The organism is Leclercia sp. EC_58 (assembly GCF_019584355.1).
GTDB lineage: Bacteria > Pseudomonadota > Gammaproteobacteria > Enterobacterales > Enterobacteriaceae > Enterobacter.
Window position 1 is genome coordinate 1502710 of sequence record NZ_VDAM01000001.1, and the last position, 12988, is coordinate 1515697.

Sequence of the window (12988 nt, forward strand, 5' to 3'; positions counted from 1 at the left end):
AGAGATAACGGGATGATTAATCGCGTTAAAAGTTGGCTGATAGCTGCAACGGTGCTGTTTTGCGCACAGGCCGGGGCGGCAACCTTGTCCGATATTCAGGTTTCCAACGGAGACACTCAGGCCCGGATCACCTTCAGCTTTATGGGCGATCCTGAGTATGCGTTTTCCCAGGACGATAAGCGCAGCGTCGCGCTGGATATTAAACAGACCGGCGTTATCAAGGGGCTGCCGTTACAGTTCAGTGGCAACAACCTGGTGCGCAGCATTCGTTCCGGTACGCCAAAAGACGCGCAGTCCCTGCGTCTGGTGGTTGATTTAACGCAAAACGGCAAGACCCGGGCGGTAAAGCAACAAAACGGCGCGAGCTATATGGTGGTCTTTACCATCAACGCCGATGCACCACCGCCACCTCCGCCGCCACCGGTCGTGGTGAAGCGGGTGGAAGAGCCTGTCGTTGCGCCGCGCCCTTCGGAGCCCGCACGAAATCCGTTTAAATCCGGCAGCGATCGTATTACCAGCGTCACCAGCAGCAACACGGTGACCCGTCCCGCGATGCAGGCGCGCCCGGCAAGCGGCGATAAAGTTATTATCGCCATCGATGCTGGACACGGTGGTGATGACCCTGGCGCCATCGGGCCGGGTGGGACGCGTGAGAAAAACGTGACCATCGCCATTGCCCGTAAGCTGCGGACGCTGCTGAACGACGATCCGATGTTTAAAGGCGTCTTAACCCGTGACGGTGACTATTTTATCTCGGTCATGGGCCGTTCTGACGTGGCGCGTCAGCAGAATGCCAATTTCCTGGTCTCTGTGCATGCCGATGCGGCTCCCAACCGCAACGCGACGGGGGCATCTGTATGGGTACTTTCTAACCGTCGCGCCAACAGCGAAATGGCAAACTGGCTTGAGGAACATGAAAAGCAATCCGAGCTGTTAGGCGGGGCGGGTGACGTGCTGGCGAACAGCCAGTCGGATCCCTACCTGAGCCAGGCGGTACTGGATTTACAGTTCGGCCATTCCCAGCGTGTCGGGTATGATGTAGCGACTAACGTCCTGAATCAGCTGCAAAGTGTCGGTTCTCTGCATAAGCGCCGCCCGGAACATGCCAGCCTCGGCGTGCTGCGTTCGCCGGATATTCCGTCCATTCTTGTGGAGACGGGCTTCATCAGTAATAACGGTGAAGAGCGCCTGCTGGCCAGCGACAGCTACCAGCAGCAGATTGCCGAAGCGATTTATAAAGGCCTGCGTAAGTACTTTGATGCGCATCCGCTCCAGTCTGCCCCACAGGGTGGCGCGGGGCAGACCGCCAGCGCCATGTTACCGGGCGAGTCAACCTCGACCAATTAAGGAGCTATCATGCCGATTCAGGTTCTGCCGCCGCAGCTTGCGAACCAAATCGCCGCCGGTGAGGTGGTAGAACGACCTGCCTCGGTAGTGAAAGAGCTGGTGGAAAACAGCCTTGATGCGGGCGCCACCCGCATCGATATCGATATCGAACGCGGCGGAGCGAAGCTCATTCGGATCCGTGATAACGGCTGCGGCATCAAAAAAGAGGAGCTGGCGCTGGCGCTGGCTCGTCACGCAACCAGCAAAATCGCCTCCCTCGACGATCTCGAAGCCATTATCAGCCTCGGTTTTCGCGGCGAAGCGCTGGCCAGTATCAGCTCCGTCTCCCGCTTAACGCTCACCTCCCGCACGGCAGAACAGCAGGAAGCCTGGCAGGCTTATGCCGAAGGCCGGGATATGGACGTGACGGTCAAACCTGCCGCGCATCCGGTGGGCACCACGCTGGAAGTGCTGGATCTCTTCTACAACACCCCCGCGCGGCGCAAGTTTATGCGCACCGAGAAAACCGAATTTGGCCATATCGACGAGATTATTCGCCGCATCGCCCTGGCGCGCTTCGATGTCACCATCAATCTGAGTCATAACGGCAAGATGATGCGCCAGTATCGCGCCGTGGCGCAGGGCGGGCAGAAGGAGCGCCGGTTGGGTGCCATCTGCGGCACGCCGTTTCTCGAAAAGGCGCTGGCCATTGAGTGGCAGCATGGCGATCTGACCCTGCGCGGCTGGGTGGCCGATCCGAAAGCGAGCAGCGCGGCTTTTGCAGAGATCCAGTATTGCTACGTGAACGGACGCATGATGCGTGACCGTCTCATCAACCATGCGATCCGCCAGGCGTGCGAAGATAAACTCGGTGCCGGCGAACAACCTGCATTTGTGCTCTATCTGGAGATCGACCCGCATCAGGTGGATGTCAATGTCCATCCGGCGAAGCATGAGGTGCGTTTTCACCAGTCCCGGCTGGTGCATGACTTCATCTACCAGGGGGTGCTGAGCGTATTGCAGCAGCAGGCCGAGCCAAACCTGCCGCTGAGTAACGTGGAGCCTGCGCCGCGTCCCATCCCGGAAAACCGTATTGCGGCGGGCAAAAACCAGTTTGCTGAACCGGCTGTGGCGCGGGAACCTGCCGCACCGCGTTTCTCGTCTGGCGGCTCAGCTCCCCGGACGTCCGGGGCGAATTATCCACATGCCCAGCCAGGCTACCAGAAGCAGGCGGGCGCGGTGTATCGCACCTTGCTGGACACCCCGGCTCCGGCACAAAAAACGGCTGAGGCCGCTCCCGCAGCCCCCGCCCTGATGGGCCATAACCAGAGTTTTGGTCGGGTGCTGACCATCATAGCACCCGATGCCGCGCTGCTTGAGCAGGACGGTCATCTGGCGCTGTTATCCCTGCCGGTTGCCGAACGCTGGCTTAAACAGGCGCAGCTGGCGCCCGGTCCTCATCAGGCCTGCGCCCAGCCGCTGTTGATCCCGGTGCGGATTAAAATCTCGCCGCAGGAGACGCAGGTGGTGCAGCGTCATCAGGCTGCCCTTGCTGAAATGGGGATCGAAATGGTGCTGGAATCGCATCATGTGACGCTTCGGGCTGTGCCTTTACCCTTACGCCAACAAAATTTACAAAACTTGATTCCTGAACTGATAGGCTACCTGGCGCAGCAGACAACGTTTGATGCCGCCAATACTGCACAGTGGATCGCCCGCCAGCTGGCCAGCGATCATCCGACGTGGAGTATGGCGCAGGCTATCACCGTGCTGGCGGAGGTCGAGCGCCTCTGCCCGCAGCTGGTGAAAGCGCCGCCGGGTGGTTTATTACAACCTGTTGATCTACAAACGGCTAAGGCCGCCCTGAAAAATGAGTGATGTAAGCAATACCCGCCTGCCTAAGGCGATATTTTTGATGGGGCCAACGGCCTCGGGTAAAACCGCGTTAGCCATTGAGTTACGTAAAGTTTTGCCAGTAGAGTTGATTAGCGTTGATTCCGCCCTTATTTATCAGGGGATGGATATTGGTACGGCAAAGCCTAACGCAGACGAGTTACGCGCGGCGCCGCACCGATTGCTGGATATCCTTGACCCGGCGCAGGCCTATTCGGCGGCTGATTTCCGTCGCGATGCGCTGGCGCATATGGCTGAGATCACAGCAGCAGGACGTATCCCGCTGCTGGTGGGCGGAACAATGCTCTATTTCAAAGCGTTACTGGAAGGGTTGTCGCCGTTACCTTCGGCAGATCCGGCCATTAGAGCAAAAATTGAGCATCAGGCAGCAGAGCAGGGATGGGGTGTACTGCATGCGCAGCTGGCAGAAATTGATCCGGTTGCGGCAGCACGTATTCATCCAAATGATCCGCAAAGGCTTTCCCGGGCACTGGAAGTTTTTTTCATTTCGGGTAAAACTTTAACGGAACTGACGCAAACGTCAGGAGAGGCTCTGCCGTATCAGGTGCATCAGTTCGCCATCGCCCCGGCGAGCCGTGAACTGCTCCATCAGCGAATTGAGCAGCGTTTTCATCAGATGTTGGCTTCAGATTTTGAAGCAGAAGTGCGGGCGCTATTTGCCCGTGGAGATTTGCATACGGATATGCCTTCCATTCGTTGTGTGGGTTATCGCCAGATGTGGTCATACATTGAAGGTGAGATTTCGCATGATGAAATGGTTTATCGAGGTATTTGCGCCACGAGACAGTTAGCGAAGCGCCAGATTACCTGGTTGCGCGGTTGGGAGGGAGTTCACTGGTTAGACAGTGAAAAACCGCAACAGGCGTTACACGATGTATTACAGGTTGTTGGTGATATCGCAGACTGAATGTGTACAATTAAGCCGTATCGTGCGCAATTTTTCAGAATCGCAAGGTTCTAAGTACAAAACAAGCATATAAGGAAAAGATAGAATGGCTAAGGGGCAATCTTTACAAGATCCGTTCTTGAACGCACTGCGTCGGGAACGTGTTCCAGTTTCTATTTATTTGGTGAATGGTATTAAGCTGCAAGGTCAGATTGAGTCTTTCGATCAGTTCGTGATCCTGTTGAAAAACACGGTCAGCCAGATGGTTTATAAGCACGCGATTTCTACTGTTGTTCCGTCTCGCCCGGTATCTCATCACAGCAATAACGCTGGCGGCGGTTCCAGTAACTACCATCATGGCAGCAACGCGCAGGGTTCTTCTGCGCCTGCGCAGGACAGCGAAGAGACCGAATAAGGTTACTGGCTGTTATTTCCATATCGGGGAGCCAGGTTTTCTGCGTTCCCCGCTGATCTTTTTTGAGAGGTTTACGCTTGTTTGACCGTTACGATGCCGGTGAGCAGGCGGTGCTGGTACACATCTATTTTTCGCAAGACAAAGATATGGAAGATCTCCAGGAGTTTGAATCTCTGGTCTCTTCCGCCGGTGTCGAAGCAATGCAGGTGATTACCGGTAGCCGTAAAGCGCCGCACCCAAAGTTTTTTGTTGGTGAAGGTAAAGCAGTAGAGATTGCGGATGCCGTTAAAGCGACTGGCGCATCGGTCGTGCTGTTTGATCACGCCCTGACACCGGCCCAGGAACGCAACCTGGAACGTCTGTGCGAATGTCGTGTTATCGATCGGACGGGTTTGATTTTAGACATTTTTGCCCAACGTGCACGTACCCATGAAGGGAAATTGCAGGTTGAGCTGGCGCAGTTGCGCCATCTGGCGACGCGCCTGGTGCGTGGCTGGACACACCTTGAACGACAAAAGGGCGGGATTGGTTTGCGCGGCCCGGGTGAAACCCAGCTCGAAACCGACCGTCGCTTGCTGCGTGGCCGTATTACCCAGATCCTCTCACGGCTGGAAAAAGTTGAGAAGCAACGTGAGCAGGGGCGCCGCTCCCGACAGAAAGCAGACATCCCGACGGTGTCGCTGGTCGGTTATACCAACGCCGGTAAATCCACCCTGTTTAACCAGATTACTGAGGCCCAGGTTTACGCTGCAGACCAGCTGTTTGCGACCCTGGATCCGACGCTGCGCCGCATTGATGTAACGGACGTCGGTGAAACCGTGCTGGCGGATACCGTTGGGTTTATCCGTCATCTGCCGCACGATCTGGTGGCCGCGTTTAAAGCCACCCTGCAGGAGACCCGTCAGGCGACATTGCTGTTGCATGTTATCGACGCTGCGGATGTACGCGTACAGGAAAATATTGATGCAGTGAATATCGTGCTGGAAGAGATTGATGCCCACGAGATCCCGACGCTGCTGGTGATGAACAAGATCGATATGCTGGACAATTTCGAACCGCGTATCGACAGGGATGAAGAGAACATACCGATTCGGGTCTGGCTTTCTGCGCAGACCGGTGTCGGTGTACCACTGCTTTTCCAGGCTTTAACAGAACGTCTTTCCGGTGAAGTGGCTCAGCACACGCTGCGTCTGCCACCCGAGGAAGGCCGACTGCGCAGCCGTTTTTATCAGCTTCAGGCGATAGAAAAAGAGTGGATGGAGGATGACGGCAGCGTGGGGTTGCAGGTGCGTATGCCAATCGTCGACTGGCGTCGCCTCTGTAAACAAGAACCTGCGCTGGTCGACTACGTCGTCTGACCGGAAAGGAGATGCCTGAAGGATTTTGCCCTTTGGGATACCCGAACCGCTGCGAATGCTCCGGCATGCCAGGCGTTTGAGGGTATATCACCGCATAACAAATATGGAGCACATACATGGCGTGGAATCAGCCCGGTAATAACGGACAAGACCGCGACCCGTGGGGGAGCAGCAATAATCAAGGCGGCAACTCCGGGGGAAATGGCAACAAAGGTGGTCGCGAGCAGGGGCCACCCGATCTGGATGATATCTTCCGCAAGCTGAGCAAAAAGCTGGGCGGACTCGGCGGTGGTAAAGGCACTGGCGGTGGTACTGGCCAGGGGCCGCGTCCTCATATGGGCGGTCGTGTGGTGGGCATTGTTGCCGCAGCGGCGGTGATTATCTGGGCTGCCAGCGGGTTCTACACAATCAAAGAAGCAGAGCGCGGTGTTGTCACCCGTTTCGGCAAATTCAGCCATCTGGTTGAGCCGGGCCTGAACTGGAAGCCGACCTTTATCGATGACGTCACGGCGGTGAACGTTGAATCGGTACGCGAACTGGCGGCATCCGGCGTGATGCTGACGTCAGACGAAAACGTGGTGCGCGTTGAGATGAACGTGCAGTATCGCGTGACCGATCCTGAACGTTACCTCTTTAGCGTGACCAGCGCCGATGACAGCCTGCGTCAGGCGACCGACAGCGCCCTGCGTGGCGTGATCGGTAAATACACCATGGACCGCATTCTGACCGAAGGTCGTACCGTTATTCGTAGCGATACCCAGCGTGAGCTGGAAGAGACCATTCGTCCGTATAACATGGGTATCACCCTGCTGGACGTCAACTTCCAGGCTGCTCGTCCGCCGGAAGAGGTCAAAGCGGCGTTTGACGATGCGATTGCTGCCCGTGAAAACGAACAGCAGTACATCCGTGAGGCAGAAGCCTACACCAACGAAGTTCAGCCGCGTGCGAACGGTCAGGCACAGCGTATTCTGGAAGAGGCGCGAGCCTATAAGACCCAGACCGTGCTGGAAGCCCAGGGTGAGGTGGCTCGCTTTGCGAAAATTCTGCCGGAATATAAAGCTGCGCCGGAAATTACCCGTGAACGTCTCTATATCGAAACCATGGAGAAAGTGCTGAGCCACACCCGTAAGGTACTGGTCAATGACAGCAAAGGTGGCAACCTGATGGTTCTGCCGCTGGATCAGATGCTGAAAGGCACCAGTGCCGCGGGCGCAAAGAATGACAGCGGGGCGAATAACCTGCTGCGTCTGCCACCTGCGTCTACCGGTAACGCCAGCGCAAACACCCGCTCTTCTTCAAGCGATGGTGACATCATGGACCAACGCCGCGCCAACGCGCAGCGTAACGACTACCAGCGTCAGGGGGAATAACGATGCGTAAGTCAGTAATTGCGATCATTATTATCGTGCTGGTTGTGCTTTACACCTCAATTTTTGTGGTTAAAGAGGGCGAGCGTGGGATTAAATTCCAGTTCAGCAGCGTCGTGCGTGACAGCGACAAGCGTCCGGTCATTTATGAGCCAGGCCTGCACTTCAAAGTGCCGTTTATTCAGTCTGTGAAAACGCTTGATGCGCGTATCCAGACGATGGATAACCAGGCCGACCGTTTCGTGACCAAAGAGAAAAAAGACCTGATCGTTGACTCCTATATCAAGTGGCGTATCAGCGACTTCAGCCGTTACTTCCTGGCAACCGGCGGCGGCGACGTCTCTCAGGCCGAAGTGCTGCTGAAACGTAAGTTCTCTGACCGTCTGCGTTCTGAAATTGGTCGTCTGGATGTGCGCGACATCGTAACCGACTCCCGCGGTCGTCTGACCTCTGAAGTACGCGATGCGCTGAACTCCGGTTCCGCCGGCACGGAAGATGAAGTGACAACCCCGGCGGCTGACGATGCCATCGCCAAAGCGGCTGAACGCGTTCAGGCTGAAACCAACGGTAAAGTGGCGGTGATCAACCCGAACAGTATGGCGGCATTGGGTATCGAAGTCGTTGACGTGCGTATCAAGCAGATCAACCTGCCGACGGAAGTCTCTGAGGCGATCTACAACCGTATGCGTGCCGAGCGTGAAGCGGTAGCCCGTCGTCATCGTTCACAGGGTCAGGAAGAGGCTGAAAAGCTGCGTGCAACCGCAGACTATGAAGTGACCAAAACCCTGGCAGAAGCGGAGCGTCAGGGCCGTATCCTGCGCGGTGAAGGCGATGCCGAAGCGGCGAAGCTGTTTGCGGATGCCTTCAGCCAGGATCCAGACTTCTATGCCTTTATCCGTAGCCTGCGTGCCTATGAGAGCAGCTTCCAGAGCAATCAGGACGTTATGGTTCTCAGCCCGGACAGCGATTTCTTCCGCTATATGAAGTCACCGGAAGCCAGTCGCTGATTTCACGGCTTCAAAAAGCGAATGGCGCCCCTCAGGGGCGCCATTTTTTTGTTCGTTACAGCCGATTTACTGGAGATGAACGAAAAGCGCTAATCCCTTCGGCATAGCGGTAAGTGAAATTGCCGCACCGCTTGTGATGAGAATTGGCCCATCACACAAGATATTGAGGTAATCGTTTAACTGGCGAGGAAGGCATCAATTTCGCCGAAATTTGTATACAAAAAAAGCTGAACATCATCAAAACCGATGGTAGAATCCATTTTTAAGCAATCGGTGATTTTGAAAATGGGTAACAACGTCGTCGTACTGGGCACCCAATGGGGTGACGAAGGTAAAGGGAAGATCGTCGATCTTCTGACTGAGCGTGCTAAATTTGTTGTACGCTATCAGGGTGGTCACAACGCAGGCCATACTCTCGTAATCAACGGTGAAAAAACCGTCCTCCATCTTATTCCATCAGGCATTCTTCGTGACAATGTGACCAGCATCATCGGTAACGGTGTTGTGCTGTCTCCTGCTGCGCTGATGAAAGAGATGAAAGGCCTGGAAGACCGTGGCATCCCGGTTCGCGAGCGTCTGCTGCTCTCAGAAGCCTGTCCGCTGATCCTCGACTACCACGTTGCGCTGGATCTGGCGCGTGAAAAAGCACGCGGCGCGAAAGCAATCGGCACCACCGGCCGTGGTATCGGCCCGGCTTACGAAGATAAAGTCGCTCGTCGCGGTCTGCGCGTTGGCGACCTGTTCGATAAAGCCACCTTTGCTGAAAAACTGAAAGAAGTGATGGAATATCACAACTTCCAGCTGGTGAATTTCTACAAAGTTGACGCCGTTGACTACCAGAAAGTGCTGGATGACGTCATGGCGATCGCTGACATCCTGACTGGTATGGTTGTTGATGTCTCCGATCTGCTGGACCAGGCGCGCAAGCGTGGCGATTTCGTCATGTTCGAAGGTGCGCAGGGTACACTGCTGGATATCGACCACGGTACCTATCCGTACGTAACCTCTTCCAACACCACCGCAGGTGGTGTGGCAACTGGCTCTGGCCTGGGTCCGCGTTATGTGGATTACGTTCTGGGTATCATCAAGGCTTACTCCACTCGCGTGGGTGCGGGTCCGTTCCCGACCGAACTGTTTGATGAAACCGGCGAGTTCCTGTGCAAGCAAGGTAACGAGTTTGGCGCGACCACCGGTCGTCGTCGTCGTACCGGCTGGCTGGATGCGGTTGCTGTGCGCCGTGCGGTGCAGATCAACTCCCTGTCTGGCTTCTGCCTGACCAAGCTGGACGTCCTGGACGGTCTGAAAGAAGTGAAAATCTGTGTTGCCTACCGTATGCCGGATGGCCGTGAAGTGACCACCACTCCGCTGGCTGCTGACGACTGGCAGGGCATTGAGCCGATCTACGAAACCATGCCGGGCTGGTCTGAAACCACCTTCGGCGTGAAAGAGCGTAGCGGTCTGCCACAGGCAGCGCTGGATTACATCCAGCGTATTGAAGAGCTGACCGGTGTGCCGATTGATATTATCTCTACCGGCCCTGATCGTTCTGAAACCATGATCCTGCGCGACCCGTTCGACGCATAATGATGGTTTCGCCCGGCGGCGCTACGCTTGCCGGGCCTGCAATACCCATCACAGGCCGGAAAGCCATGCGCATCCGGCTTTTTCATTCTCCTTTCCCCCTTTCAGTTTAAATAAATTCGCCGTTGACTATCTGGCTGGTTTATCATCATTAATGAATATCTCTGCGGATATACCGCGTTTTACCCTTTTCCTGAGGTTGATGTGCAGTTAACAAGTTTCACCGATTACGGATTGCGTGCGCTGATTTACATGGCGTCGTTACCCGCTGGACAGATGACCAGTATCTCTGAGGTGACAGAGGTCTACGGTGTGTCCCGTAATCATATGGTCAAAATAATCAATCAACTTAGCCGAGCCGGATACGTTGCTGCCGTCCGCGGGAAAAATGGCGGCATCCGCCTCGGTAAACCGGCACAGAGTATTCGTGTTGGTGATGTGGTGCGCGAACTGGAGCCATTGTCTCTGGTGAACTGCAGCAGCGAGTTCTGCCACATTACCCCCGCCTGTCGACTGAAACAGGCGCTTTCAAAGGCTGTGCAAAGTTTTCTCATGGAGCTGGATAACTACACGCTGGCCGATTTGGTTGAAGAGAATCAACCGCTGTATAAATTATTGCTGGTGGAATGAAGAAAACGTCCACCGGAGATGACAACGGAGGAACCGCTATGTCACAAGATCCTTTCCAGGAACGCGAAGCCGAAAAATACGCGAACCCTATCCCCAGCCGCGAGTTCATCATTGAACACCTCACAAAACGCGAAAAACCTGCCAACCGTGAAGAACTTGCCGTTGAACTGAACATTGAAGGCGAAGAGCAAATTGAAGCCCTTCGCCGCCGCCTTCGCGCGATGGAGCGCGACGGACAACTCGTCTTTACCCGCCGTCAATGCTATGCCCTACCGGAGCGTCTCGATCTGCTGAAAGGCATGGTGATTGGCCACCGTGATGGTTACGGCTTCTTGCGCGTCGAAGGCCGCAAAGATGACCTCTACCTCTCATCTGAACAGATGAAAATGTGCATTCACGGCGACCAGATCCTGGCCCAGCCGCTGGGTGCAGACCGCAAAGGGCGTCGTGAAGCGCGCGTTGTGCGTGTGCTGGTGCCAAAAACCAGCCAGATCGTGGGCCGCTACTTCACCGATGCTGGTGTGGGTTTTGTGGTGCCGGATGACAGTCGCCTGAGCTTTGACATCCTCATTCCGCCTGAAGAGGTAATGGGCGCGCGGATGGGCTTTGTGGTGGTGGTTGAGCTGACTCAGCGTCCAACCCGTCGTACCAAAGCGGTCGGGAAGATTGTGGAAGTGCTGGGCGATAACATGGGCACCGGCATGGCCGTGGATATGGCACTACGCACCCATGAAATCCCCCACGTCTGGCCAAAAGCCGTTGAAGAACAGGTTGAAGGACTGAAAGAGCAGGTGCCGGAATCGGCAAAAGCGGGCCGCGTGGATCTGCGCAGCCTGCCGCTGGTCACCATTGATGGCGAAGACGCCCGTGACTTTGATGACGCCGTCTACTGTGAGAAAAAACGCGGCGGCGGCTGGCGTCTGTGGGTGGCGATTGCGGATGTGAGCTATTACGTTCGTACTGGCACCCCACTGGATGGCGAAGCGCGTAACCGTGGCACCTCGGTCTACTTCCCGTCCCAGGTTGTACCGATGTTGCCGGAAGTGCTCTCCAACGGCCTGTGTTCGCTTAACCCGCAGGTTGACCGTCTCTGCATGGTTTGTGAAATGACCATCTCCAGTAAGGGGCGTTTAACCGGCTACAAATTCTATGAAGCGGTGATGAGTTCACATGCGCGCCTGACCTATACCAAAGTGTGGCATATGCTGCAGGGTGATCGGGATCTGCGTGAACAGTACGCTCCGCTGGTGAAGCACATCGAAGAGCTGCATAACCTCTATAAAGTGCTGGAGCAGGCGCGTGAAGAGCGCGGCGGGATCTCATTTGAGAGCGAAGAGGCGAAGTTCATCTTTAACGCTGAGCGTCGCATTGAGCGTATCGAACAGACCCAGCGTAACGATGCCCACAAGCTGATTGAAGAGTGCATGATCCTGGCGAACATCTCCGCGGCACGCTTCGTTGAGAAAGCCAAAGAGCCCGCGCTGTTCCGTATCCACGATAAACCGACCACCGAAGCCATTACCTCTTTCCGTACCGTACTGGCGGAGCTGGGTCTTGAGCTGCCGGGGGGCAACAAGCCGGAGCCGCGCGATTACGCCGAGCTGCTGGAATCGATTAGCGATCGCCCTGACGCGGAAATGCTGCAAACCATGCTGCTGCGTTCTATGAAGCAGGCGATTTACGATCCTGAGAACCGCGGCCACTTTGGTCTGGCGTTGCAGTCTTATGCGCACTTTACCTCGCCGATCCGCCGTTATCCGGATCTGTCACTGCACCGTGCCATTAAGTATCTGCTGGCACATGAGCAGGGCCACAAAGGCAACACGACCGAAACCGGGGGTTATCACTACTCCATGGAAGAGGTGCTGCAGCTGGGCCAACACTGTTCCATGACCGAACGCCGCGCTGATGAAGCGACGCGTGACGTGGCGGACTGGCTGAAGTGCGACTTCATGCTGGATCAGGTAGGTAACGTCTTTAAAGGCGTGATTGCCAGCGTCACCGGCTTTGGCTTCTTTGTACGCCTTGATGAACTCTTTATCGATGGTCTGGTGCATGTCTCATCCCTGGACAACGACTACTACCGTTACGATCAGGTTGGGCAGCGTCTGACCGGCGAGTCCAGCGGCCAGACCTACCGTCTGGGCGATCGCGTGGAAGTGAAGGTCGAAGCCGTCAACATGGACGAGCGTAAGATTGATTTCAGCCTGATCTCCAGCGAACGCGCGCCACGTAACGTGGGTAAAACCGCGCGGGATAATGCGAAGAGAGGGGCCGCCGGAAAAACCAGCGGCAAACGCCGTCAGGCCGGTAAGCGGGTAAACTTCGAGCCGGACAGCGCCTTCCGTGGCGAGAAAAAACAGAAGTCGAAGGCCGCGAAGAAAGAGGCCAGAGCAGCCAAAAAACCGTCGGCCAAAACCCAAAAAATAGCTGCGGCGACCAAAGCGAAGCGCGCGGCAAAGAAAAAAGTGGCGGAGTAATTCTCCCCTGACCTTGATCCTCTC

General features: G+C 55.8%; 10 protein-coding genes. All 10 read left to right on the plus strand.

Annotated elements, in window-relative coordinates; translation table 11 throughout:
• The first annotated feature begins 12 nt into the window (after window positions 1–12).
• The 10 genes from amiB (at window position 13) to rnr (ending at window position 12964) form a co-directional block, all read left to right on the plus strand.
• Entirely contained in the window at window positions 13–1347 is a 1335-nt protein-coding gene (gene amiB / locus FHC51_RS07370; RefSeq protein ID WP_220435210.1) for an N-acetylmuramoyl-L-alanine amidase AmiB, read from the plus strand.
• A 9-nt stretch (window positions 1348–1356) separates the two neighbouring features.
• A complete protein-coding gene (gene mutL / locus FHC51_RS07375) occupies window positions 1357–3204 on the plus strand; it encodes a DNA mismatch repair endonuclease MutL (protein ID WP_220435211.1) in 1848 nt (615 codons plus the stop codon).
• On the plus strand, window positions 3197–4147 hold the full coding sequence (gene miaA / locus FHC51_RS07380) for a tRNA (adenosine(37)-N6)-dimethylallyltransferase MiaA (protein ID WP_103822994.1): 951 nt from the start codon (window positions 3197–3199) through the stop codon (window positions 4145–4147). Before mutL ends, miaA begins: the two co-directional genes overlap by 8 nt.
• 85 nt (window positions 4148–4232) lie before the next feature.
• Window positions 4233–4541 carry an RNA chaperone Hfq gene (gene hfq, locus FHC51_RS07385; RefSeq protein ID WP_032616179.1) on the plus strand — a complete coding sequence of 103 codons (309 nt, stop codon included), beginning with the start codon at window positions 4233–4235 and terminating at the stop codon, window positions 4539–4541.
• A gap of 77 nt (window positions 4542–4618) precedes the next feature.
• Complete coding sequence (gene hflX, locus FHC51_RS07390; RefSeq protein WP_103177967.1) at window positions 4619–5899, plus strand: ribosome rescue GTPase HflX; 1281 nt, start codon at window positions 4619–4621, stop codon at window positions 5897–5899.
• Window positions 5900–6015: 116 nt separating this feature from the next.
• Complete coding sequence (gene hflK / locus FHC51_RS07395) at window positions 6016–7269, plus strand: FtsH protease activity modulator HflK (RefSeq protein WP_103822995.1); 1254 nt, start codon at window positions 6016–6018, stop codon at window positions 7267–7269.
• Window positions 7270–7271: 2 nt separating this feature from the next.
• The gene (gene hflC / locus FHC51_RS07400) at window positions 7272–8273 is read left to right on the plus strand and encodes a protease modulator HflC (RefSeq protein WP_103822996.1); all 1002 of its coding nucleotides are present in this window, start codon (window positions 7272–7274) and stop codon (window positions 8271–8273) included.
• A gap of 285 nt (window positions 8274–8558) precedes the next feature.
• Complete coding sequence (locus FHC51_RS07405) at window positions 8559–9857, plus strand: adenylosuccinate synthase (RefSeq protein ID WP_039028486.1); 1299 nt, start codon at window positions 8559–8561, stop codon at window positions 9855–9857.
• A gap of 201 nt (window positions 9858–10058) precedes the next feature.
• The gene (gene nsrR / locus FHC51_RS07410; protein ID WP_103822997.1) at window positions 10059–10484 is read left to right on the plus strand and encodes a nitric oxide-sensing transcriptional repressor NsrR; all 426 of its coding nucleotides are present in this window, start codon (window positions 10059–10061) and stop codon (window positions 10482–10484) included.
• Window positions 10485–10522: 38 nt separating this feature from the next.
• Entirely contained in the window at window positions 10523–12964 is a 2442-nt protein-coding gene (gene rnr / locus FHC51_RS07415) for a ribonuclease R (protein WP_114316084.1), read from the plus strand.
• The last annotated feature ends 24 nt before the right edge of the window (window positions 12965–12988 follow it).